25 protein-coding genes are annotated in these 24,020 nt (G+C 62.3%); 16 read left to right on the forward strand and 9 right to left on the reverse strand.

The genetic code is table 11. The features are described from left to right. The first annotated feature begins 86 nt into the window (after positions 1–86). Together ACXAED_RS18840 and ACXAED_RS18845 are read left to right on the forward strand one after the other, a co-directional pair. Complete coding sequence (locus tag ACXAED_RS18840; protein ID WP_475052317.1) at positions 87–1,001, forward strand: hypothetical protein; 915 nt, start codon at positions 87–89, stop codon at positions 999–1,001. Positions 1,002–1,197: 196 nt separating this feature from the next. After that, positions 1,198–1,746, forward strand: coding sequence for a peroxiredoxin (locus tag ACXAED_RS18845; RefSeq protein ID WP_174147073.1), 549 nt, complete (start codon positions 1,198–1,200; stop codon positions 1,744–1,746). A gap of 73 nt (positions 1,747–1,819) precedes the next feature. Here ACXAED_RS18845 and ACXAED_RS18850 read toward each other — a convergent pair whose 3' ends face one another. Further along, a complete protein-coding gene (locus ACXAED_RS18850) occupies positions 1,820–2,887 on the reverse strand; it encodes a DUF6456 domain-containing protein (protein WP_475052318.1) in 1,068 nt (355 codons plus the stop codon). A gap of 234 nt (positions 2,888–3,121) precedes the next feature. Between ACXAED_RS18850 and ACXAED_RS18855 the strand changes: the two genes are divergently transcribed. Next, positions 3,122–3,481: a DUF6477 family protein gene (locus tag ACXAED_RS18855; protein WP_475052320.1), complete on the forward strand. Its 360-nt coding sequence runs from the start codon at positions 3,122–3,124 to the stop codon at positions 3,479–3,481. 16 nt (positions 3,482–3,497) lie between these two features. Here the strand turns inward: ACXAED_RS18855 and ACXAED_RS18860 are convergent, their stop codons facing one another. After that, a complete protein-coding gene (locus ACXAED_RS18860; protein WP_475052322.1) occupies positions 3,498–5,042 on the reverse strand; it encodes a trimethylamine methyltransferase family protein in 1,545 nt (514 codons plus the stop codon). Positions 5,043–5,286: 244 nt separating this feature from the next. Here ACXAED_RS18860 and guaA point away from each other — a divergent pair, with 244 nt between their 5' ends. From guaA to ACXAED_RS18910, 10 genes are all read left to right on the forward strand, one after another. Next, positions 5,287–6,849 (forward strand): glutamine-hydrolyzing GMP synthase, encoded by a 1,563-nt coding sequence (gene guaA / locus ACXAED_RS18865; RefSeq protein ID WP_475052323.1) that lies wholly within the window; start codon positions 5,287–5,289, stop codon positions 6,847–6,849. A 160-nt stretch (positions 6,850–7,009) separates the two neighbouring features. Further along, the gene (locus tag ACXAED_RS18870; protein ID WP_475052325.1) at positions 7,010–8,515 is read left to right on the forward strand and encodes a hypothetical protein; all 1,506 of its coding nucleotides are present in this window, start codon (positions 7,010–7,012) and stop codon (positions 8,513–8,515) included. 143 nt (positions 8,516–8,658) lie between these two features. After that, on the forward strand, positions 8,659–9,543 hold the full coding sequence (locus tag ACXAED_RS18875; RefSeq protein ID WP_475052326.1) for a DMT family transporter: 885 nt from the start codon (positions 8,659–8,661) through the stop codon (positions 9,541–9,543). A gap of 102 nt (positions 9,544–9,645) precedes the next feature. Next, complete coding sequence (locus ACXAED_RS18880) at positions 9,646–10,761, forward strand: OmpP1/FadL family transporter (protein WP_475052328.1); 1,116 nt, start codon at positions 9,646–9,648, stop codon at positions 10,759–10,761. Between the two features lie 120 nt (positions 10,762–10,881). Continuing rightward, positions 10,882–11,796: a DMT family transporter gene (locus tag ACXAED_RS18885; protein WP_475052329.1), complete on the forward strand. Its 915-nt coding sequence runs from the start codon at positions 10,882–10,884 to the stop codon at positions 11,794–11,796. A gap of 55 nt (positions 11,797–11,851) precedes the next feature. Beyond that, positions 11,852–12,715, forward strand: a complete 864-nt coding sequence (locus ACXAED_RS18890; RefSeq protein WP_475052331.1) for an ATPase — start codon at positions 11,852–11,854, stop codon at positions 12,713–12,715. Positions 12,716–12,774: 59 nt separating this feature from the next. Further along, a complete protein-coding gene (gene metA / locus ACXAED_RS18895; protein ID WP_475052332.1) occupies positions 12,775–13,692 on the forward strand; it encodes a homoserine O-acetyltransferase MetA in 918 nt (305 codons plus the stop codon). A gap of 1 nt (position 13,693) precedes the next feature. Next, entirely contained in the window at positions 13,694–14,647 is a 954-nt protein-coding gene (locus tag ACXAED_RS18900; RefSeq protein WP_475053143.1) for an alpha/beta fold hydrolase, read from the forward strand. 61 nt (positions 14,648–14,708) lie between these two features. Further along, on the forward strand, positions 14,709–15,578 hold the full coding sequence (gene ppk2, locus ACXAED_RS18905; RefSeq protein ID WP_475052335.1) for a polyphosphate kinase 2: 870 nt from the start codon (positions 14,709–14,711) through the stop codon (positions 15,576–15,578). Beyond that, positions 15,571–16,188 (forward strand): TetR/AcrR family transcriptional regulator, encoded by a 618-nt coding sequence (locus ACXAED_RS18910; protein ID WP_475052337.1) that lies wholly within the window; start codon positions 15,571–15,573, stop codon positions 16,186–16,188. The genes ppk2 and ACXAED_RS18910 overlap by 8 nt, the downstream gene beginning before the upstream one ends. On the opposite strand, the gene ACXAED_RS18915 is transcribed toward ACXAED_RS18910, so the two are convergent. From ACXAED_RS18915 to ACXAED_RS18945, 7 genes are all read right to left on the reverse strand, one after another. Beyond that, positions 16,185–17,243: an adenylate/guanylate cyclase domain-containing protein gene (locus tag ACXAED_RS18915; protein ID WP_475052339.1), complete on the reverse strand. Its 1,059-nt coding sequence runs from the start codon at positions 17,241–17,243 to the stop codon at positions 16,185–16,187. The two genes, ACXAED_RS18910 and ACXAED_RS18915, sit on opposite strands and share 4 nt — an antisense overlap. Then, positions 17,240–17,608 (reverse strand): group I truncated hemoglobin, encoded by a 369-nt coding sequence (locus ACXAED_RS18920; RefSeq protein WP_475052342.1) that lies wholly within the window; start codon positions 17,606–17,608, stop codon positions 17,240–17,242. Before ACXAED_RS18920 ends, ACXAED_RS18915 begins: the two co-directional genes overlap by 4 nt. 136 nt (positions 17,609–17,744) lie before the next feature. Then, on the reverse strand, positions 17,745–18,368 hold the full coding sequence (locus ACXAED_RS18925; RefSeq protein WP_475052344.1) for a CatB-related O-acetyltransferase: 624 nt from the start codon (positions 18,366–18,368) through the stop codon (positions 17,745–17,747). A gap of 153 nt (positions 18,369–18,521) precedes the next feature. Then, positions 18,522–19,064 carry a class I SAM-dependent methyltransferase gene (locus ACXAED_RS18930; RefSeq protein WP_475052346.1) on the reverse strand — a complete coding sequence of 181 codons (543 nt, stop codon included), beginning with the start codon at positions 19,062–19,064 and terminating at the stop codon, positions 18,522–18,524. A 393-nt stretch (positions 19,065–19,457) separates the two neighbouring features. Further along, positions 19,458–19,943 (reverse strand): 30S ribosomal protein S9, encoded by a 486-nt coding sequence (gene rpsI, locus ACXAED_RS18935; protein ID WP_475043458.1) that lies wholly within the window; start codon positions 19,941–19,943, stop codon positions 19,458–19,460. A 5-nt stretch (positions 19,944–19,948) separates the two neighbouring features. Further along, positions 19,949–20,407, reverse strand: a complete 459-nt coding sequence (gene rplM, locus ACXAED_RS18940) for a 50S ribosomal protein L13 (RefSeq protein ID WP_008554374.1) — start codon at positions 20,405–20,407, stop codon at positions 19,949–19,951. Between the two features lie 166 nt (positions 20,408–20,573). Then, positions 20,574–21,977 (reverse strand): aminotransferase-like domain-containing protein, encoded by a 1,404-nt coding sequence (locus tag ACXAED_RS18945; RefSeq protein WP_475052347.1) that lies wholly within the window; start codon positions 21,975–21,977, stop codon positions 20,574–20,576. A gap of 96 nt (positions 21,978–22,073) precedes the next feature. Here ACXAED_RS18945 and ACXAED_RS18950 point away from each other — a divergent pair, with 96 nt between their 5' ends. The 3 genes from ACXAED_RS18950 to speE all read left to right on the forward strand — a co-directional run bounded on the left by ACXAED_RS18950 (position 22,074) and on the right by speE (position 23,932). Then, on the forward strand, positions 22,074–22,307 hold the full coding sequence (locus ACXAED_RS18950) for a DUF1127 domain-containing protein (RefSeq protein WP_259969605.1): 234 nt from the start codon (positions 22,074–22,076) through the stop codon (positions 22,305–22,307). A 258-nt stretch (positions 22,308–22,565) separates the two neighbouring features. Further along, complete coding sequence (speD, locus tag ACXAED_RS18955) at positions 22,566–23,072, forward strand: adenosylmethionine decarboxylase (protein ID WP_259937596.1); 507 nt, start codon at positions 22,566–22,568, stop codon at positions 23,070–23,072. Further along, positions 23,069–23,932 carry a polyamine aminopropyltransferase gene (speE, locus tag ACXAED_RS18960; RefSeq protein ID WP_475052348.1) on the forward strand — a complete coding sequence of 288 codons (864 nt, stop codon included), beginning with the start codon at positions 23,069–23,071 and terminating at the stop codon, positions 23,930–23,932. The genes speD and speE overlap by 4 nt, the downstream gene beginning before the upstream one ends. The last annotated feature ends 88 nt before the right edge of the window (positions 23,933–24,020 follow it).

The raw sequence follows: 24,020 nt of genomic DNA on the forward strand, positions 1-24,020 counted from the left end.
GTTTTCCTTTGCCAAAGCGCCGCATCGCCGCACATAGTCTAGCTGTACAGGGCAAACGCACGGTTAAATGGTACAGGGAGGACGTGATGGCCAAGGAGCTGGAGAAGTTCAAGGCGGAGCACAAGAAGCTGGCTGCGGGCACCAAGAAATTCACCACCGCTGAGGGCGACAAACTGAAGAAACGGATCGGGATTTCGCTGGGCAACGCCTGGGAGGGCGAGGATTATTTCCGCGAGAGCCTGGCCAAGGCGCGGGCCGACGGGGTGACTTCCGGCAAGATGGCGGATTTTCAGAAGAACAAGCATTTCAAGGACGGCATGACCACCTGGAACAAGGCAGTGGACATTCATCAGGGCGAGGTCGACGCGATGAAGGGCTTCTGCACGGAGGCCAAGGCGCATCTGGCCAAGATGAACAAACTGGCGGCGGATATCGAAAAGGACCTCAAAAAGCGGTCCAAGACCTCGGACTCCAAGAAGGACATAGAGGCGCTGCAGGGCGCGCTGGCCAAGGAGATTGCCGGGGTCAAGAAGGCCTCGGAATACGAGGGCAAGCTGAACGCCATGCAGAAGCTGTATGCGGCGAATTTCCAGAAGAACGTGGCAAAGATCATGAAGGAAACGCCGGACAGCCATGACAAGAAGAAGGACGCGACCGAGCTGCCGCAGCTGCTGGTGGACCGGAACCTCAAGAAATACACCAACCAGGTCGGCGCGCTGGTGAAGGCGATCAACGCCCATTGCGTGGCGGCGATCGACAAGGCGGGCCAGGATCTCAAGGCGGCGGCGCCGGATCTCAAGGCGGCAGCGGCGAAGTACAAGGATCTGAAGAAGATCAATGACCAGTACCAGACCGCCAAGAAGAAGTTCCCGGGCGCCATCGAGGATTCCAAGGACAAGAAGAAGCTGCTGGCGACGCTGAAGAAATTCAATGACCTCACTGCCGCGGCCGAGCGCAAGGTGCGCGGCACCACGGTGACGATCAAGAAAGCTGCGGCCTAGCGCCGCGCCCGCCGGCTGAAAGCGTGGATTGGCGGCAGGCACATGCCGCGATCCGCGCCTTGAAAGACGCATCTGCGCTGCTTGCCGCGGCGCAGAAATTTAACCTGCATCCTGGATTCATGGACGTGTTGATACCGGCTTAGAATCATTTTAAGTCTGCGCGCCGAACGAGCATGAACCTTCAGGAGATTCAGAGATGAAAGCTGGCGTTAAGCTGCCCGACGTGACCTTCCGCACCCGTGTCCGTGACGAGTCGATCGAGGGCCCGAACCCGTTCCGCTGGGAAGACAAGACCACCGCGGATTACTTTGCAGGCAAGCGCGTTGTGCTGTTCTCGCTGCCGGGCGCCTTCACCCCCACCTGCTCCACCTACCAGCTGCCGGGCTTTGAAAAAGGCTTTGCCGACTTCCAGGCCGAGGGCATCGACGCGATCTACTGCATGTCCGTGAACGACAGCTTTGTGATGAACGCATGGGCACGTGCCCAGGAGCTGGAAAACGTGGAAGTGATCCCCGACGGCTCCGGCGAGTTCACCCGCAAGATGGGCATGCTGGTCGCCAAGGACAACTTGGGCTTCGGCAACCGCTCCTGGCGCTATGCCGCCATCGTCAACAACGGCGTGGTTGAAGCATGGTTCGAAGAGCCGGGCCTGTCCGACAACCACGGCGAAGACCCCTATGGCGTCTCCTCCCCGGAGACCGTGCTGAAGCACCTGAAAGAAGCCAAGGCAGAAGTCGCCGCCTAAGGCTTAGCCACTTCAGGCAGTATTGCGGGTCCGCCAAGTGCGGGCCCGTTTTCATTTAGCGGGCAAAGGCCTGTCAGCCGATCAGCTCCGCTGCCTGAGCGCTGGTTTCGCCGTAGTAATCCGCCAGATGCTGCAGCGCGATACGCAGCACCACCTTGCCGGAGCGGGCCGGCCAGCCGAGGCTGCGCTCGGCGGTTTCCAGGCCTTCCAGGTGGCAGCAGCAGCGCAGGGCAATGTCGCCAAGGCCAGCCCCCAGTTTCTGCAACGCCTCCGTCATCCGCTGCTGCGCGGCGGCGCCGGCCTCGTGACTGTTGCTGCGCAGGGCCTGGCTGCCGGGCGTGAAATAAAGCTTCTCCTGCGTCAGGTGGCTGCTGATCTGCGCCAGCTCGAAATCTTCGCGCAGCCTCTTGCCCGCGCTCACCATCCCCGGAGAAAGAAACGGCTTGCCGTCCTTGTCCGACAGCCGCGCCAGCATCTCCAGCGGGGTTTCCGACGTGCCATAACGCGGTTTGCGGCCATAGCCGGACTTGCCGGCGCCGCCGGGGGCCTGGAACGGGGCCTGGGCCTCGGCAAACCCGCCCTCAAGCCGCGCCCGCGCCCGGTTTTCCTGATCGGCAATGATCCCTTTCAGGGCGTTTCGGCCGGCAGGCGTTATGGCATAGCGGCTGATCCGTCCCCTGCGGGAGCAGGAAATCCAGCCGGTGAGCGCCAGTGCCCCGGCCAGCGGCCTCGAAACGGCAACCTTCTGGCCATCGCTATGCTCGCCCTCGCGCACGACAACTGCCATTTCCATACCTTCCGCCGCTGCCAGAACCGCGCCGCCGCGGCTGAGCAGGGTCAGAACGCTGGCGGCTTCGCGCTCAAACCCGGCTGTCAGGCCGCGCGGCGCGGGCCTGTCCGCAGCCGCGCCGGGCTTGGCGGCGGCCTGAAAGCGCCCGGCAAGATAATTCAGAACCTCGTCAATCAGCGGGTCATCCCGCAGGGTTTCCACCCGGCGCACCTGCCGCAGAATGGTGGAAGGATGGCATCCCGCCTTGCGGGCCAGCTGCCGGATCGGGCGGCCCGCCTCCGTATGCTGAAGATAACGGCATGTCTCAAGCGGCACCCAGCCAGGAAAGGGTGCGTGCGGTACGTTTTGCATTTTCAGACCCCCGGTCGTCAATCGGGCCCGCCCGCCGGGCGCGCGCACTGCGCCCGGAGGCTCCTCCACGGTCACCCGACTGGTTTTGAAAAGAAATTCAGATCAGGCGCTATTGTTTCCAGAAAATGAATAATCATCACAAAACGGACCGTTCGCCGGTAGCACCCTCTCCGCAACACCACGATAGGTTGTGTTATAGCAGGTCCGGCACAGAGATTGGAAAGGAGAGGACACATGCAGGATGTATTCAGCCGGGTCACAATGCTCCGCCGCCCGCGGATCTTGTCACGGGCGGCCCGTCTGGGGGCCGGCAGCTATTGCCGCCAGCGCGACCTGCGGCGGGTTCTGGGCTATGGGAACCTGCCCAAGCCAGCCGCGGCGGTGATGCGGCTTCTGGAAATGGAAAGCGCCCTGAACGCGGCGCGCAAGGCCGGCGAAGCGGGGTATTCGATGATCCGCCATGTGGATGTTCTGATCGCGCTGGCGGGCGAAGCGGGCTATCTGCGCGCATCAGGGCGCTCGGGCGATGCAAAAACGGCGGCCCATACGGACCGCCGTTCCATTGCGGCAGAGAGCGCAGCCCCCTGCCCCTGAGACTGGCACCGGGCGTTTACATGAACGCGTCGGGCATCGAGGCTTTCTTCTCGGCGACGTATTCGTCCAGAGCCATTTTGATGGACGGATCCAGAGCCGGCTGCTCATAGGTGGCCAGCAGTTTCTCGACCCGGTTGGTTGCCAGCGCATAGGTGTCGCGGCTGCCTTCCTCTTCCCACTGCTCGAACGGCTTGTAGTCCAGCAGGTCGGACTTCCAGAAGGCCGATTTGAAGTTGGCCTGGGTGTGGGCACAGCCGAGGTAGTGGCCGCCGGGGCCGACTTCGCGGATGGCTTCCATCGCCTGGCCGTTTTCGTCAACCGAGATGCCCTTGGCAAGGCCGTGCAGCGTGCCCAACTGGTCGGCGTCCATCACGAACTTCTCAAAGTCCGCGACCAGACCGCCTTCGAGCCAGCCGCAGGAGTGCAGCATGAAGTTCACGCCGGACAGCAGGCCCATGTTGAGCGAGTTGGCGGTTTCATAGGCGGCCTGCGCATCCGGCAGCTTGGAGCCGCAGAAGGAGCCGGCCGAACGGAACGGCAGGTTCAGGCGGCGGGCCAGCTGGCCTGCGCCATAGGTGACCAGCGACGCCTCGGGGGTGCCGAAGGTCGGTGCGCCGGAGTTCATGTCGATCGAGGACACGAAGGCGCCGAAGATCGCAGGCGCGCCGGGGCGGACCAGCTGGCTGTAGGCAACGCCGGTCAGCACTTCGGCCAGAACCTGGGTCAGGGTGCCGGCCACCGACACCGGCGCCATGGCGCCGCCGACGATGAACGGCGAGATGATGCAGGCCTGCATGTTTTGCGCGTAGACTTCCAGCGAGCCCATCATCACGTCGTCGAAGGTCATCGGCGAGTTGATGTTGGTCAGCGAGGTCATCACGGTGTTGTTCTGCACGAACTCCTTGCCGAACAGGATGCCGGCCATGTCGACCGAGTCCTGGGCGCGGCTGGGTTCGGTGACGGAGCCCATGAACGGCTTGTCGCTGAGGGTCATGTGCGCCATCAGCATGTCCAGGTGGCGCTTGTTCACCGGGATGTCGGTGGGCTCGCAGACGGTGCCGCCGGAGTGGTGCAGCCACTTGGACATATAGGCCAGCTTCACGAACTTGTTGAAGTCGGCCATGGTCGCATAGCGGCGGCCGCCGTTGGCGTCGCGCACGAACGGCGGACCGTAGACCGGCGCCAGCACCAGGTTCTTGCCGCCGATGACCACCGATTTCTCGGGGTTGCGGGCATGCTGGGTGAATTCCGACGGAGCGGTTTCACACAGCTTGCGGGCCAGGCCGCGGGGGATGCGCACGCGCTCGCCCTGCACATCCGCGCCCGCCTCGCGCCAGCGCTCCAGCGCCGCCGGGTTGTCAACGAAATTGACGCCGACCTCTTCGAGGATGGTTTCCGCGTTGTACTCGATGATCTCCAGCGCTTCGTCGTTCAGGATTTCGAAGTTCGGGATATTGCGTTCGATGTACTTGGCCGTCTCGATTTTGACGCTGGTGCGTTCTGCGCGGCGGGCGGCGCCGCCGCCACCCCGGGCGCGCCGGCGCGGTGCTGCTTCTGTCATGGTTTATCCTCACCACAGGCATTTCATTGCGGAGGGTATTATAGCCACCGCGCGGCGCCGCGCCGCAGGATTACGGCCATTCAAGTTGAAAAGCGACATTGACGGGGCATTTTCCCCCGCAAGCGGTGGACTTTGGCATACCTTCTGCGGGCTCAGGGCGGCGGCACCGTGAAAAACCGGGCTGCGCGCGGGCCAAGCGCCAAACCCCCTTGCGGAAAATGCGTTCCTGCCCTATGGCGCGTGCATGACAGAGACATCCCATGACCGCCTTCTCATCATCGACTTTGGCAGCCAGGTCACGCAGCTGATTGCGCGCCGCCTGCGCGAGCTGAACGTCTATTGCGAAATCCACCCTTATCAGAATGTCACCATGGACTTCGTGCGCGAGCTGGCGCCGAAGGCGGTGATCTTCTCGGGCGGGCCGGACAGCGTGACCCGTGAGGGCTCCCCGCGTGTGCCGCAGGAGATCTTCGACTATGGCGTGCCGATCCTGGGCATCTGCTATGGCCAGCAGGTGATGATGCACCAGCTGGGCGGCCAGGTGGTCAGCGGCCACGGCACCGCCGAATTCGGCCGCGCCTATGTGACCCCGAGCCAGGAGCGCATCCCGCTGCTCAACGGCTGGTTCCTGGAAGAGCGCGAGCAGGTCTGGATGAGCCACGGCGACCATGTCTCTAAGATTGCGCCGGGCTTTGAGGTATATGGCACCTCCCCCAACGCGCCTTTTGCGATCACCGCGGACCTGGAGCGCAACTTCTTCGCCGTGCAGTTCCACCCCGAGGTGCACCACACCCCGAACGGCAAGACGCTGTATGAGAACTTTGTGAAGCTTGCAGGCTTCACCGGCGACTGGACCATGGGCGCCTACAAGGACGAGGCGATCCGCCAGATCCGCGAGCAGGTGGGCGACAAGAAGGTTATCTGCGGCCTGTCCGGCGGCGTGGACTCCTCGGTTGCGGCGGTGCTGATCCACGAGGCGATCGGCGACCAGCTGACCTGCGTCTTTGTCGACCACGGCCTGCTGCGCAAGAACGAAGCGGAAGAAGTCGTCAAGATGTTCCGCGACAACTACAACATCCAGCTGATCCATGCGGATGAGAGCGAGCTGTTCCTGGGCGAGCTGGAAGGCCAGTCGGACCCGGAAACCAAGCGCAAGATCATCGGCAAGCTGTTCATCGACGTGTTCCAGAAACACGCCGACACCATCGACGGCGCCGAGTTCCTGGCGCAGGGCACGCTCTACCCGGATGTGATTAAATCGGTCTCCTTCTCGGGCGGCCCTTCCGTCACCATCAAGTCGCACCACAACGTGGGCGGCCTGCCGGAAAAGATGGGCCTGAAACTGGTGGAGCCGCTGCGCGAGCTGTTCAAGGACGAGGTGCGCGCGCTCGGCCACGAGCTGGGCCTGCCCGCCAGCTTCATCGGCCGCCACCCCTTCCCGGGGCCGGGCCTTGCGATCCGCTGCCCGGGCGAGATCACCCGCGAGAAGCTGGACATCCTGCGCGAGGCGGATGCGGTCTATATCGACCAGATCCGCAAGCACGGCCTCTATGACGAGATCTGGCAGGCGTTTGTCGCGATCCTGCCGGTGCGCACCGTCGGCGTGATGGGCGACGGCCGCACCTATGATTACGCCTGCGCCCTGCGCGCAGTTACCTCGGTTGATGGCATGACTGCGGACTACTACCCGTTCACTCATGAGTTCCTGGGCGAAACCGCCACCCGGATCATCAATGAGGTGAAGGGCATCAACCGCTGCACCTATGACATCACCTCCAAGCCTCCGGGCACCATCGAGTGGGAATGACCTGCATTCAATAACCCCGGCCAAGCGGCCGGGGTTATTGTTTTTGTGCAGCCCGGCGAAAAAATAGGATAAAAAGTCGAAGCGGTTTTTCAACGCATTAACCAAACCGACAGGTGTTCATTGGATAATTTCCCTAACGCCCGCTGGTTTGGAGAATCCAATGATCATTTGCCACCCGCTGAAACTTATCTTCATCAAGACCAAGAAGGTTGGCGGCACGTCTTTTGAAATCGCCCTGTCCAGTTTCTGCAACGAAACCAGTGTCATCACACCGATTTCCCCCGACGACGAAGCGACCCGTGCAGAGTTGGGCTATCCGGGCGCGCAGAATCACAAGCAGCAGGTCTGGCCGGACGGCACGGAGACCGCCGCGAAATTCTACAACCACATCCCGGCGGCCGAAGCGAAAGCCATCATCCCGCAGGAGATCTGGGACAGCTACACCAAGGTCACCATCTGGCGGGATCCTTATGATGCCATCATCTCCCGCTATTACTGGGAAAAGGCTGACGCATCCGGCATTCCCTTCGGAAAGTTCGTGCGCGAATTCAAAGGCATGCTGACCGAGAACTGCCGTATCGCTCCGCTGGACGGGCCGGATGCGATGGACGTCTATCTGCGCTACGAGCACCTGGAGCAAGATATCGCCGCGCTTGGCGTCGATGGGCTGTGGGAGCGGTTCTCCAGCCTGCGTGCCAAGGGCGCCATCCGCCCGCGCAGCGGCACCGACCCGGAAACGCTTTATACGCGGCACCCGGGCGCGGCAGATATCGTCGCGGAACAATGCGCCGCCGAAATCCGCAAGTTCGGCTACAAACGCCCTGGCATGGTGCCGGCCGCGGCTGCGCGGGAAGCGGGCAATAAAAATGATTTCATCTTCACTCTGTCCGCCGGGCGGACCGGAACCGCATGGCTGGCGCAATTCCTGGGTGAAAACCTGCAGGTGCGCTCTGTCCATGAACCCTTGGGGGTCGAGGATTTCGGCTCGGCGATGCCGGAGATCCGGCATATGCGCCGGTTCAACACCTTCGGCATGGACGGTGTGACGCGGGACTTCTGGCGCAACAAGCTGGCCTCGCTCCAGGCGCCATATGCCGAATCCAATCACACCCTGGGCAAATGCGGTCTGATCGAGGCGCTGGCAGACAGCAGCATCTGCAACCGCACCACCGTGATCATCCTGCGCCGCGACCTGGCCAAGCAATGCGCCAGCTATGTCGGGCGCAATGATTTCCAGAACATCACCATTCCCTGGCAATGGTATCTCGACATGAACTATCGCAACGTGATGGTGAACCCGTCGAACCTCAGAAAGCTGGGGCAGATCGGCTGGGCCATCTGGTACGCGCTGGAGATGGAAGCGCGCTATGCCTATTACCAGCTCAAGTACGGCGACCGGATCAATTTCGTCGAGGCCCGGCTGGAAGAGGCGACCAAGCCGGACGGCGCCGCCAGGCTGCTGGCGGCTTTGGGCCACGACGGCGTGCCGGTCCTGCCGGAAAAGAAAAACGCCACCCTCAACCAGTCCGGGGTCAACGACGCGCTGACCGCCGAAATCCGCACCTTGCTGGGGCGGCTGAAGTTCGACGCCAAAGCTATCGCCACCGCCTATATCGATGCAGGCCGCACCCTGGACTCCTCCGCCCTGCACAGCGCCGCGGCCTGATTTCCGGGGCGCAGACAGCGCCCGTCCTGCCAGACTGACGGCCCGGCCCGGCTGCGCTTCTGCTGCGGCCGGGCTGTTGTTGTGCTTGACCGCCGGCCGGTATCCCTGTCTGTTCCCGCCAGAGCAAACAGAGAGGCGCCGGCATGGCAGAAGGTGAAGCACGGGCAGGACTGGCGGCCCTTTGGATGGTGGGTGCCATTGTCTCCTTTTCCGCCATGGCGATTGCCGGGCGCGAAGCCGGGCTGACGCTCGACACCTTCGAGATCATGACCTACCGCAGCATGGTGGGTCTGCTGATCGTGGCGGCAGTGCTGACGGCCACCGGGCGCTGGCATCAGGTGCAGCGGGACCGGCTGGGTGTGCATCTGCTGCGCAATGTCTTCCACTTCACCGGCCAGAACCTGTGGTTTCTGGCGGTGACGCTGGTGCCGCTGGCGCAGGTCTTTGCGCTGGAGTTCACCTCGCCCCTGTGGGTCATCATTCTGTCGCCGCTGCTGCTGGGTGAGGTGTTGAACCGGCGGCGGATGCTGGCGGTTGGCCTGGGCTTTGCCGGCATCCTGATCGTCGCCCGCCCCAGTCCGGACACGCTGAACCTCGGCTTGGGTGCAGCGGCCAGTTGCGCGATTTTCTTCGCGCTGACCGCGATTCTGACCAAACGGCTGACAAGGCATGAAAAAACCGCCTCGATACTGTTCTGGCTGACCGCGATGCAGCTGGCCATGGGGCTGCTGGCAGCGGGCTGGGACGGTGATATGGCGCTGCCGGATGCCTCTACCCTGCCCTGGCTGGTGCTGATCGGCATTGCCGGCCTCACGGCGCATTTCTGCCTGACCACGGCGCTGTCACTGGCGCCTGCCAGCGTGGTGGTGCCCGTCGATTTTGCCCGCCTGCCCGCCATCGCGATCCTGGGCATGGTGATTTACGGCGAAGCGCTGGATGCCTGGGTCCTGAGCGGCGCAGCGATCATCTGCATTGCCAATTATCTCAATATTGTTGCAGGAAACCCCGTCAGGTCCGCCCGGAATTGACGTTTCCGGCAAGTTGCCGCTTGGTTACGGTTGATCTGCGGATTTCAGCCCGCTTACCTTCCCGTAAAGCGGCCCGCACCGGCCGCAATTCAGGGAGGAACAATGAAACGCTATCTTGCAACCTCGGCGGCTTTGGCGCTGGTATCGGGCTCTGCCATGGCCAGCGGTCTGGACCGGACCGGGCAGCCGATCGGCCTTATTTTCGAAGAAGGCACCTACGCAGAATTCTCGTTCGCGACCACTTCAGTGGACCTGTCGGGCAATGACCGGACGACTTTGAATCCGCTCGGCTCTGCCACTGGCGACGTTGGCGAACGCTTCAACATGTTCGGCGCAGGGTACAAGCGGGACCTCAGCGAACAGCTGTCGTTTGCCGTGATCTTCGATCAGCCTTGGGGTGTGGACGTGAACTATCCCGTGGGCGGTTCTGTGCTGCTTGGCGGCACAACTGCACAGGCGGATTCCAACGCGATCACCGCCCTTTTGCGCTACAAGTTCAACGAGCGCTTCAGCGTTCACGGCGGCCTCCGCTATCAGGAAATCGACGGCCAGATCAACCTGGCAGGCGCCGCATACGGGGCCATCCCCGGCGGCACCTACAATGTGCGGGTGAATAAGGACGGCGCCTTTGGCTGGGTGGCCGGTGTTGCCTATGAGATCCCCGAGATCGCCCTGCGCGCGTCGCTGACCTACAGCTCAGAGATCGAGCATGATTTCGACGTGGACGAAACCTTTGCCGGTTTCCCGGCAGCAAACGCTTCGACCTCGACAACGACCAAGACACCGCAATCGGTGAACCTGGATTTCCAGACCGGTGTCGCCAAGGACACGCTGCTGTTCGGCGGCATCCGCTGGGCAGAACACAGTGTGACTGACCTCGCCCCCACGACGCTTGGCCGTGACCTGATCGACCTGGATGACTCCTTCACCTACACGCTGGGTGTTGGCCGCCGCTTCAACGAGCAATGGTCCGGTTCGCTGGCGCTGATTTACGCCGATGTGGACGGGGATGACCTGGTGTCGCCGCTGGCGCCGACCCACGGCTATGAAGCGATCCGCCTTGGCGTGCAGTACAAGCAGGATCAGATGACGATCTCTGCCGGCATCCGCTACACCCAGCTGGGCGATGCGGTCGCCTCTCCGGGCGGCAATCCGGTCACCAACTTCCGGGACAACGACGCTGTGAGCTTTGGCCTGAAGGTCGGCTACAACTTCTGATCCTCTGGAAGGCAGCCGAAACTGCAGGCAAGACATCGATCCCGCCCCTTTCCGGGCGGGGTTTTCTTTTGCCGCAAGAAACGGGTCGCCAGGCGCCCGCCTGCGCGTTAGCTGAGCTCTATGAGCCCGCAAAAGACCATATCCTCCCGTGCCTGGGCCGAGCTGATCCTGCTCGGCGTGATCTGGGGCGGATCGTTTTTGTCGATCCGCATCGCCCTGGATGAAATCCCCGTTGTCACCCTGGTTCTGCACCGCTGCGGCTGGGCGGCGCTGTTCCTGTGGGCCGTCGTGCTGCTGATGCGGCTGCCGGTGCCCAAGGACCCGCGGGTCTGGGGCGCCTTTCTGGTAATGGGGCTGCTCAATAACGTGATTCCCTTCGGGCTGATGGCCTGGGGGCAGCTGCACATCGAAACCGGCCTCACCTCGATCCTGAACGCGGCGACGGCGATTTTCGGGGTGATCGTGGCTGCCCTGGTCTTTGCCGATGAGCGGCTGACGGCGCGCAAGGCGCTGGGAGTGGGGCTTGGGTTCCTGGGTGTGGCCACGGCCATCGGGCTGGAGCAATTTGCCAGTTTCGACATCCGCAGCACCGCGCAGCTGGCGGTTCTGGCGGGCACGGTGTCCTATGCCTTTGCCAGCGCCTGGGCGCGGCTGCATCTGTCCGGCCTTCCGCCGCAAGTGGCCGCGGCGGGGATGCTGACCGGCTCCACCCTATGCCTGATTCCGGCCGCGCTGCTGATTGACGGTGCGCCTGTGCTGGCGCTGGAAACCGGCACTTGGATCTCCATCGCCTATTTCTCGCTGATCGCCACCGCCGGGGCCTATCTGCTCTACTACCGGGTGCTGGGGCTAGCAGGCAGCGGCAACCTGATGCTGGTCACGCTGATCATCCCGCCCGTCGCCATCGTGCTGGGCGCCTGGGTGCTGGGCGAGGCGCTGAAGCCGCAGGCCTATGCAGGCTTTGCGCTGCTGGCGGCCGGGCTTGTCATCCTGAACGGCAAGCCCCGGTTGCGGCGCAAGCGCGCACGGAATTGACCCAGCCCGCGCAGAGGATTAGCAAGGCCTGAAACCTTCAGGGACCGAATACCTAATGCTCTACTCTTCCGCACAGGACTGGCGCGATGCGCCGAACAAACGGGTGCTGTTCTTTGGCATGTCCGGGCTTGGCAAAACCTATGTCAGCAACGTTCTGCGCGGCGCGGGCAGCTGGTTCCACTACTCGGTCGATTACCGCATCGGCACCCGGTATATGGGCGAATACATCGCTGACAACGCCAAGGCCGAGGCGATGAAAGTGCCGTTCCTGCGCGAGCTGCTGCTGTCGGATTCGATCTTTATCGGCTCCAACATCACCTTTGAAAACCTGACGCCGGTCGCCGCCTATCTGGGCAAGCCCGGGGATGTGGCCAAGGGCGGGCTGCCCATCGCGGAATACAAGCGGCGGCAGGAGCAGTTCCGGGTTGCCGAGATCCGCGCGCTGCTGGACACCGAGTATTTCGAAGGCCGCGCGCAGCAGCTTTACGGCTATCCGCATTTTATCTGCGATACCGGCGGGTCGATTTGCGAATGGGCCGACGCAAACGACCCGAACGACCAGATCCTGTCCGAGCTTAGCAAGCACACGCTGATGGTCTGGATCAAGGGCGACGACGCCCATACCGAGGAGCTGGTGCGCCGGTTCGACCGCGCACCCAAGCCGATGTCCTATCAGCCGGAGTTCCTGGACCGGGTCTGGCAAGAATATCTCAAGGAAAATGGCATAGCTGAAGGGGATGTGGACCCCGACGCCTTTATCCGCTGGACCTATGCCCAGGCGCTGGCGCACCGCCAGCCGCGCTATCAGGCGATGGCGGATAATTGGGGCATTACCGTCACCGCCGACCAGATCTCAGCCGTAAAGGATGAGGCCGGTTTCGTGGATTTGATCGCCTCGGCTCTTGAGGCCCGCGGCTAAGCCGCTTATCTCTCAGCTTCCGCTATATCGCACAACCTTCCGCAAATCAGGACAGTGACATGCCCATCAAGATCCCCGCAGACCTCCCCGCCTATGACGTTCTGACGAACGAAGGCGTGATGGTCATGTCGCCGGATCAGGCGGCGCGCCAGGATATCCGGGCGCTGCGCATCGGGCTGTTGAACCTGATGCCCAAGAAAATCCAGACCGAGAACCAGTTCGCCCGGCTGATCGGCGCCACGCCGTTGCAGATCGAGCTGAGCCTGATCCGGATGACGGAGCATCAGACCAAGAACACCGCGGCTGAGCACATGGAGGAGTTCTACCACTCCTTTAAGGAGATCAAGCACGAGAAGTTCGACGGGCTGATCATCACCGGCGCACCGATCGAGCATCTAGAGTTTCCGGAGGTCACCTATTGGGACGAGATGCGCGAGGTGTTCGAATGGACCCAGACCAACGTGCATTCGACCTTTGGCGTCTGCTGGGGCGGCATGGCGATGATCAACCATTTCCATGGCGTCAAGAAGCACATGCTGGACCACAAGGCGTTCGGCTGCTTCCGGCATCAGAATCTGGCGCCGGCCTCACCGTACCTGCGCGGGTTCTCGGATGATTTCGTGATCCCTGTCAGCCGCTGGACAGAGATGAAGCAGGCAGAGATCGACGCGGCCCCGGGGCTGCGGACCCTGTTGGGCAGCGATCAGGTTGGCCCCTGCCTGGTTGAGGACAAGGCGCACCGCGCGCTCTATATCTTTAATCACTTCGAATATGACAGCGATACGCTGAAGCAGGAGTACGACCGCGACGTGGCCAATGGCACCCCGATCAACGTGCCGGACAACTATTATCCGAACGATGATCCGAGCCAGCAGCCGCAAAACCGCTGGCGCAGCCACGCGCATCTGCTGTACGGCAACTGGATCAATGAGATCTACCAGACCACGCCATATGAGCTGGATCAGATCGGCCGCTAGGATGCTGGTTTACCTGAGCCTTGCTGCCGCAACCGGCGCCGCGCTGACCGTGTGGCAGGCCGGGCGGCGCGAGGCGGCCGCTGAGGCCAGCCATCCGCCTCAGGGCCAGGTGCTGGTGGTCGGCCGCCACCGGGTGCATGTGGTGGAGATGGGCCAGCCCAAGGGCAGCGCGCCGGACCTGGTGCTGATCCACGGCTCCAGCGGCAATACCCGGGACATGACCTTCCGGCTGGCGCCGGCGCTGGCCCGGGATTTCCGTATCCTGGTCTTTGACCGGCCGGGCCTGGGCTATTCCGACCGCCTGAACGGCAGCGGCGCAACGATCCGCCAGCAGGCTGATGTTTTACGCCAGGCCGCGGCGCAGTTGGGCGCGCAAAAACCCGTTGTGCTGGGGCAAAGCTATGGCGGCGCGGTGGCGCTTGCCTGGGCCGTCGACCACCCAGAGGCGCTGGCGGCGCTGGTGTCTGTTGCCGGGGTTTCGCATCCTTGGGACACGCCGCTGGACACCTTTTACAAGGTGACGTCCTCCCGGATCGGCAGTGCGCTCGCCGTTCCGGCCCTCACCGCCTTTGTGTCCCGTGCCACCGTGATGGAGACACTGGACGCCGTCTTTGCGCCGCAGGCGGTGCCGGAAGGGTATGCCCAGCATTTCGGCATCGGCCTGACCTTGCGGCGCAAGTCCCTGCGAGCCAATGCCCGGCAGCGCGCCAACCTGCTGGCGGAAGTGAAAGCGTTGGCGCCGCAGTACAGCCGCATCGGGGTGCCGGTCGAAATCATCCATGGCACCGCGGATGACACTGTCAGCCCCAACATCCACGCGCGGCAGCTGGTGCGGGACGTCCCGAGTGCTGCCCTGACCCTGCTGGAGGGGATCGGCCACATGCCGCACCACGTGGCAACCGATGAGGTTGCCGCCGCGGTGCACCGCGCTGCCGACCGGGCACGTTTGCGTTAATGCGATTCACATTCCATACTCTCTCCCCATATAAGGGATTGAGGACAGAAGGGTTTTGCACATGACGCTGCCATTTGACGGGGCCATCAGCCGCTATTACCAGACCGGCGCGCCGGAGGAGGTCCGCAAGGCGATCCAGGATGCGGACAAGGACGATATCCTTAACCCCAGCTACCCCCACAAGGAGCGCATGGGGCGTAAAACCTATGAGAAGGAGCTGGAGGCGCTGCAGATCGAACTGGTCAAACTGCAGGCCTGGGTCAAAGCCAGCGGCGCCCGCATTGCCATCGTGCTGGAAGGGCGCGATGCGGCCGGCAAGGGCGGCACCATCAAGCGCTTCCGCGAAAACCTGAACCCGCGCGGCGCCCGGGTTGTGGCGCTGTCCAAACCCACCGCCGAAGAACAAAGCCAGTGGTATTTCCAGCGCTATATCGAACACCTGCCCTCGGGCGGCGAAATCGTGTTCTTTGACCGCAGCTGGTACAACCGCGGCGTGGTGGAAAAGGTGTTCGGCTTTTGCACCGATGATCAGCGCGAGCGGTTCTTTCACCAAGTGAAAGGGTTTGAGCAGGCGCTGGTGGACGACGGCGTGCTGCTGTTCAAGTTCTGGCTCAATGTCGGCCGGGCTGAGCAGCTGCGGCGGTTTCTGAAGCGGGAATCCGATCCGCTGAAGCAATGGAAGCTGAGCGCGATCGACGTCAAAGGGCTGGAGAAATGGGACGAATACACCGCCGCAATCTCCGAGACCCTGGAACGCAGCCATTGCCCTGAGGCCCCCTGGACCATCGTGCGCTCTGACGGCAAACGGCGGGCGCGGCTGGCGGCGATCCGAGCGGTGCTGACCGCCATCGACTATGACAACAAGGACGCCAAGGCCATCGGCGCCCTGGACACGGAAATTTGCGGAGGCCCGGACATCTGGGATGCCTAAACGCGGTTATCATCACGGCAACCTGCGCCAGGCGCTGGTCGAAGCCGCCCTGCAGCTGATCGAGGCCAAGGGCCCGACCGGCTTTACCCTGTCGGAAGCGGCCAAGACAGCAGGCGTCACACCGGCGGCGGTATACCGCCATTTCGAAGGGCGCGAAGACCTGATCGCCGAGGCCTCGCGCCAGGGCTACATCATGTTCGCCGATCTGATGCAGCATGCCTATGACAAGTATCAGCCGTCGGCGCTGGCGGCGTTCGAAGCCACTGGCCGCGCCTATCTGGCCTTTGCCCGGAAACACCCGGGCCACTACATCGCCATGTTCGAAAGCGGCATTTCCGTGAACCGCACGCCGGAGCTGGCCGACGCCGCCGCCCGTGCCCGGGCGATCCTGGAACGCGCCGCCGCGGACCTGAGCCAGCATATCCCGGCAGAGAAACGGCCGCCGGCCTCGATGTTCTCGGCGCATGTGCTGGCGATGAGCCACGGTGTGGTGGAGCTATATGCGCGCAATTCTCCCGGCGCCACCTCCCCCTTCCCGCCCGAGGATCTGCTGGAAAGCGGGATCGGCATCTATCTGCGCGGGCTGGGGCTGATTGAACCGGACAGCTAGAAGCGGCCGGCGGGCTGCGGTGCGCTCAGCTCGTCGCCGACATTGACCAGTTTCACTTCGCCGATGCCCTTGATGTCTTCGGGGCCGATGTCGGTCACGTGGAATTCCTCGGACAAGGCATCCTTCATTTCCTCCGGCGCGACGATTTTCATCGGATTGGCAAAGACTTGCAGGCGGGAGGCCAGGTTCACTGCCGGGCCGAACACGTCATAGACGTACTTTTGGATCCCCACCACAGAGCCGACGGCAGAGCCGGTGCCCAGCCCGATCCGCGCCTGCCACTTGTGCTGGTGGCTTTGGTTGCGCCGCTCCAGGTAGCGCAGGAAGCGGGTGGCGCAATGGGCCACGGCGGTGGCGTGTTCGGGCATCGGTTCCGGCATTCCGGCCACCGCCAGGTATGCGTCGCCAATGGTCTTGATCCGCTCGCAGCCATATTGCTCGACGATGCGGTCAAAGGCGGTGAATATGTCGTTCAGCTCCCCCAGCGTGACCGTCGGATCGGTGCGGGAGGCGAAATCGGTGAAGTTGACAAAATCCAGCATCACCACCGATACCTGCGGGTAAAGCTGCGGGGTGACGACGCCGAAGGTCTTGAACTCCTCGTAGACCTGGCGCGGCATCAGGTTCAGCAGGAGCCGCTCCACCCGCTCCTTCTCGCGCTCCAGCTCGCGGGTGTTACGCTCGACCATGGCGGAATAGCTGTCGATCATGCTTTCCAGCTCGCGGATGCGGGTGATGTTCTGGCATTCCACTACCAAAAGCGGCTCGTCCAAATGGCTGGCTTGCGAGATGTTGATGGCGAACACCAGGGTGCGGCGCTTGCGCTTGATCTTCAGCTCCGCCGAATAGCGCAGCCCCTCCTCGCACAGCGGCCCCAGATCCTCCCGGTTCAGCCCCTCAATCGCGTCAGTCAGCGACGCTTCCGGTCCCGGGGTGCTGAACCATTCCGCAAAGGGCTGATTATGAAAGACAAACCCAAGGTCCGAGGACCGCACGACCGCCACCCCCACACCGATTGCACGCAACAGTTGCTCGTTGATGGCGGCAATGCTCATGCCGCGTTCCGGGTGACGATGATGTTGCGCTTGGCCTCAATCGCGGCAAGCGTCGTGCGCACATCCGGCTCAGCGAGGCCATGCTGCTCCAGCGCCTCCTTGAGCAGGGCCGCCATTTCGTCGAAGTCCTCGTGGGTGATGCCGAGGGCCCTGTGCACCGCCTCCAGCCGCTCGTCGCTGAAGGAGGCCGGGCCGCCCAGGAGCGAGGAGATGAACTTGGTCTGGTGATCAATCAGCCGCGCCATATCGACGTCGGCGAAGTAATCGCCGATCTGATCGGAGTTGAGCGCCATCTCGTAGAATGTCATCACGACGCGGCTGATGGCACTGAACCCGCCGTATTTCTCGTAAATGGTTTGCGGCATGGCAGCTTTCCCCCATCAGGAAGCAGTGCCGCCGATGTTACGACAGTTTTGCGAAAAAGTTAACGCCCCTGGAACCTGACCGGGTCCCGGACCGGAAATCACCGCAGTTTGCCTTGGGCGCAGACCCTGCCCCGCCTCAGGCCGCGCTTTCGCCTGCGCCCTGGTCGGTGAAGGTCACCAGATCGGAAACGATGCCCTGCAGACCTTCGATCAGCTCAACCGTTGGCTGGGCTGTCAGCAACGGCGCCATTTCCTGGATCAGCGGCAGCGGCAAGTCCCACCAGCGCAGTTCCTGCAGCTTGCCGCAGACCGCGTCGTCGAACCGTTTGCGCACCAGCTGCGCAGGGTTGCCCGCCCAAACCTCGTAAGGGCCCACATCACTGGCGACAGTCGCGTTCGGGCTGATCACAGCCCCGTTGCCGATGGTCACGCCGGCGAGCACAGTGGTATTGGCGCCAATCCAGACGTCATTGCCGATGACAACATCGCCGGCCCCGTGCCGCGGGACGTGAACCCCGGCGCCGCCCAGTTCTTCGGTGAAAACCTCACCAAAGGGAAAAGCAGTGATCCGGTCCAGCATCGGCGAGGCATCCAGCAGGATCCGCACCCCCCTGCCAATGGAGCAATACGAGCCGATCGACACATCGGCCCCGCCGCCCTGCTCCTGGATGTCCAGATCCTCATAGCCGTGGGTGAAACGGCCGATTTCCAGCTGCCCATTGCCGATTGGGGCAGTCTTGAAGTTTCCCGGTGTTGCCATGCTCTGTCCTGCCTTCGCTATATGGTCACTCGAATTCGAGAACAAAGTAGAAAAACTTTCTAAAAAAAACCTGAAAGCGTCCCGTAAAAGAGGAGCGGTGCAGAGGAAGGGCTGCTCAGCCGCGCGCCCTTCCGTACCCATTCCGATGATGAATCAGCGCTTCAGTGCGACAACTTCCATACACATCCTGTATCTTTCGCTGATGCCGAAGCGGACTGGTTCCATTCCGACCTCCCTCAGCAAGGAATACAGACGGTGGCGTGAAAAGTTATGGAAATGCTCCATCTCACTCCAATACGGGTTTTGCTTTATGCCCGTCGCGTAATCCCAGCAGAAACTCTCGGAATTCGGCATCGAAATCAGCAGCGGCCCGCCCGGCTCCAGAAGATCCACCGCCGCCTTCAGGAACGGTTTTGGGAACGGCACATGCTCCAGCACGTCCATCATGCTGACGACAGAGCATTGCCTGCCGAGATCCAGCTGTTGAATGTCCTCGCAATACGCCTCGATCCCGATCTGCAAAAGCGCGTCAACATTTGGCTTGCGGAGGTCGACTCCAATGGGTTCAAAGCCGAATTCGCGGGCAGTGAACAGCAGCGAAGCATTGCCAAAGCCGATGTCCAGCCAAGGGCCGCTGGAGGCATAGGGCAGAACCTTCTCCACCATCTTAGCCGACACATGGCGGTTCTTTTCCATTTCATGGCCTACGGTCTTGTTTGGAGTCGTCTGTGCAAACAGGACGTCAAACGCCTCATCCGTGAAATAGCCGTTTGTGAAAACATGGGAGCAAGGCGCGCATTTGTTCCAAATGATTTCGGGCTTGAAAACAGGGTTGTATTTGGCCTCTCTGGAGCAATCGCCGCGGTAAATTTCCGAAAACTCAGTCGCTTCGCACAAGGGGCAGCTTGTAAAATCGTGCCGTTCCTTCAATCCCATAACTCCTGTCAAATTTATCAGGCGCCGCGCCAGCGGCACATGCGTGGAAATTGACGGGCAGAACTTAAGATTCGCCTAAAATCGAGCGGGAATACTGCATAGAAAAAGGGGCCGCCAAAAGGCAGCCCCTTCCAAAAAAGCGTGAAGCGAAAATCAGCGCTTGGAGAACTGGAACGAACGGCGGGCTTTGGCCTTACCGTATTTCTTACGTTCCACAACGCGGCTGTCGCGGGTCAGGAAGCCAGCAGCTTTCAGAGCGCCGCGCAGCGCGGGATCATAGAGCTGCAGCGCTTTGGAGATGCCGTGCTTGACCGCACCGGCCTGACCGGACAGGCCGCCGCCCTTGACGGTGGCGTAGACGTCGAACTCGCCTTCCACGCCGGCAACCTGGAACGGCTGGCGCAGGATCATCTGCAGCACCGGACGGGCGAAGTACTTGTTGATTTCCTTGCCGTTCACTTCGACCTTGCCGGAGCCCGGCTTGATCCAGACACGGGCAACAGCGTCTTTACGCTTGCCGGTGGCATAGGAGCGGCCCAGTTCGTCACGAACCGGCTCACGCGCGATGGTTTCCTCAGCCGCTGCTTCCACACCGGTTGCAGCTGCGAGCTCTTCGAGAGTGTTGATCTGATCAGCCATCGATATCAGCTCCGGGTGTTTTTCTTGTTCATGGATTTGACATCCAGAACTTCGGGGGCCTGGGCTTCATGCGGGTGCTCGGCACCGGCATAGATACGCAGGTTGGTCATCTGCTGGCGCGCCAGGCGGTTGCCCGGCAGCATGCGCTTGACGGCCTGGAACACGACGCGCTCCGGGTGTGCACCTTCCAGGATTTCCTGTTTGGTGCGCGACTTGATGCCGCCCGGGTGGCCGGTGTGCCAGTAGAATTTTTCGTCACGCTTTTTGCCGGTCATCTGCACCTTGTCGGCGTTGATGATGATGACGTTGTCGCCCATGTCCATATGCGGAGTGAACGAGGCTTTGTGCTTGCCACGCAGGCGCATGGCAACGATCGAGGCAAGACGGCCCAGAACAACGCCCTCGGCGTCGATCAGGATCCACTTCTTCTCGATATCTGCCGGAGTAGCAGAGAAGGTTTTCATGGCAGGTCAATCCTGTTTGTCGTGAAGGCAGAATCCCGGAACGGGTCCGCCTGAATGCGATGGACGGGGTTTACGGGGATCAGACTGCCGCGTCAACAGGGGCAAACAAGAATAAATCGTTGCAATACAACATCTTACAAAATAGGTACTATTTTACCCCACGATTTCAGACGCTGATCTGCTCCGGCGGGTTGTCCAGCAGGGCGCGCAGCCGCAGCATTGCCTCCTCGAACTGCTTCAGCGGCACATGGGCATTGATGGCAATGCGCACCGCATGCGGGGCGCGGCCGTCGCGCAGAGCAAATTCATCGGCGGACCGGATCTGCACTCCGTTTGCCTCTGCCGCGCGGGTAAAGGCCGCCGCCCGCCAGCCCGACGGCAGACGCAGCCACAGGAACGGCACATCCGGGTTCCAGGTGAGGTCAAAGCCGCCAAGCGCGTTGACCGCGACCCGCACATAGCGGGCCATCTCGGCGCGCACATTCTCCACCAGCCCCGGCAGCCGCGGGTCCGTCAGCAGGATGCGGACCAGATCGGCCAGCGGCTGCGACAGCCCGAAATAGCCGTATTCCGCCACCCGCCGCAGATCCGCCGCCCGCCCCTCCGGCGCCAGCGCAAAGCCGACGCGCAACGCGGGCGTCAGGATCTTGGAGATCGAGGACACATGCCAAGCGAGTTCCGGCGCCAGCGCCCGGTAGCTGGGCGCGCGGGACTCGCCCAGGCGGTAGCAGTCGTCCTCGACAATCTGCACCCCGTGGCGGCGGGCAATCCGGATGATGTCCTTGCGCCGCTCCAAGGGCGTGTAAAGCCCGGTGGGATTATGCACCTCAGGGCTGGTGCACAGAACCGTGGCGCCGGTTTTGCGGATGGCCAGTTCCATCGAATCCGGGCGGATGCCGTGTTCGTCCATGGCGACTTCGACCACCTGCGCCCGCAGCAGCTCCGCCGCGCGGCGGAACCCCGCATAGGTCAGGTCCTCGACCATGATCACCGGCTGCGGACCCTGAAGGATCGCCTGCAGCACCACCATCAGACCGTTCTGGCCGCCGTGTGTTAGTACAATGTCATTTTCGGTCACGGTTCCGACCGGCGATTGCCCCACCCAGGCGGCAGCGGCCTGGCGCACCGGCAGATAGGCGTCGCGGGTCGGATAATTCAGGAATTTGCGCGCGTCGCCTTCGGCCACCTTGTACAACGCCTCGCGCACCGCGGCCACCTGCCCCATATCGGCAATCCGCGGGCTGAACAGGCTGACATGGCCGGGATCGCGCGCCTCAGCCAAATGCAGCTGCCGCGACCATACGTCATCCGGCACCGGTTTCTTTTTTTCGGCTACAAAGGTGCCGCGCCCGACCTCTGCCTCCAGCACGCCCTCATCTGTCAGGATGCTGTAAGCCCGGGCAACGGTGCCGGGCGTGATGCTCAACTGGTACGCGAGATCGCGCACCGGCGGTAGCTTTGTACCGATTTTCAAACTGCCGGCGTCAATGGCGGACCGAATTGTGTCTGCCACCTTTTTGTACTTCGGACCCTTGGCCTCTCCCAGGCTCTGCGGCCAAATTGTACCCATTACAATCCATCCTTGGACAATACGCCTGCCCCTTTGTATCAGAACACCACGACAAATCAACAGGATTGTATCAACACAATACGAAGGAAGCCTCCCATGGCACAGCACACGCAAATGGCACAATCGAATATGTCCTTTCTGAACAGCCGCCCGGCCCTGCCGGTTCTGGCGCAGTGGGCCGTCCTGTTTGCCGTGCTGGTCACCAAGTGGAGCCTGCGCCACCGAACCCGGTGCCAGCTGAAACACCTGAGCGACGCGCAGCTGAAGGACATCGGGCTGAGCCGCGCCGACGCCCATTATGAAGCGACTCTTCCGTTCTGGCGCCCATGATCCCCTGGGCAATAGAACAACCTGACGGCCGGGGTTCGCCCCGGCCTTTTTTTTGCGCCCGTTTTCTTTCACCTGCCGCCGCCAGGCGGCCCCCCCCGCCCATGCGTTACCAGCCATGCGGAAATTAAAGGTTGAACGAATCTTTCATGGGTCCTACATGCCCCCTCACTTTCGGCACCGATCCCAACCCCGGACCCTTATCCGGGGGGGCGCTAAGGGCCGTCTGGATTGTCATCTGCTGGAACGAAGGGGAGCGCCATGAAAGACGCCAACCTCTTCCAACTGGGGATCGGTCTGGAGACAGGCGCCCATGAGGAAGATACCGCCCGCGGTGTAACTGCCGCGAATCTTGATGCTGTTGTGGATTCCGACCGCGAAGACCATTTCATCCGCAAGGATGGCAAGGTGTTTGCCGGCACGCATCTGATCATCGAAGTGATGAAGGGCACCGGCCTGGACTGCGAAGAGCGCATCCAGAACGCCTTCCGCAAATGTGTTGAGGTCTGCGGCGCCACCCTGCTGCACATCCACACCCACAAGTTCTCGCCCCAAGGCGTGTCCGGTGTTGCGGTGCTGGCGGAAAGCCACATCTCTGTCCACACCTGGCCGGAAATCGGCTACGGCGCCTTTGACGTGTTCATGTGCGGCGACGCCGAGCCGTGGAAAGCCGTCGGCGTGCTGAAAGAAGCGTTCAACACCGACATGGTGGAAGTGCGCGAACTGCTGCGCGGGGAGGAGCTGATCGCCAAAGAGGTGGCGGCATGAGCGATGCCGTCAAGAAGGAGTGGGTCACCGAGAGCCTGCACGCGCATTACGCCCAGCGTCTGCGTGTGGACGAGATGCTCTATGACAGCAACACCGAGCACCAGCGCCTGAAAGTGTTCCAGAACGGCCAGTTCGGCCGCATTCTGACGCTGGACGACGTGGTGCAGACCACCGAAGGCGACAACTTCATCTACCATGAGATGCTGACCCATGTGCCGATCCTGGCGCATGGCAACGCAAAGCGCGTGCTGATCATCGGCGGCGGCGACGGCGGCATGGCCCGCGAGGCGCTGCGCCACACCTCGGTAGAGCATGTCACCATGGTAGAGATCGACGGCGGCGTCGTGGATTTCTCGAAAGAGTATCTGCCGATGCTGAGCGACGGCGCCTTTGACGACCCGCGCCTCAATCTGGTGATCAACGACGGTGCGCTCTTCATGAAAGAGAACACCGAAAAGTTCGACGTGATCATCGTCGATTCGACCGACCCGATCGGCCCTGGTGAAGTGCTGTTCACCGACACCTTCTATGGCCACGCGGCGCGGTCGCTGACCGAGGACGGCATCATCGTCACCCAGAACGGCGTGCCGTTCATGCAGGGCGATGAGCTGACCGGCACCCTGCGGGCATTCCAGGCGCTGTTCGCTGACGCGTCCTGCTATCTGGCGACCGTGCCGACCTATGCCGGCGGGCCGATGGCGTTCGGCTGGGGCAGCCACTCGGACAAGGCCCGCAATGTAAGCCTGGAAGATCTGCAGGCACGCTTTGCCGCCGCCGGGATCGACACCGGGTACTACAATCCGGAGGTTCACAAGGCCGCATTTGCCTTGCCGAACTACGTGAAGAAGCTGTTCCCGTAAGCGGGAGGCATGAGGGGGCTCCGGCCCCCTTTTTCATGTCAGCGGCTGAGTTGGGTGATCGCGTTCAGCATCCTTGACGCAAGCATGA

The sequence above is a fragment of the Leisingera sp. ABM4_103 genome, assembly GCF_056158685.1.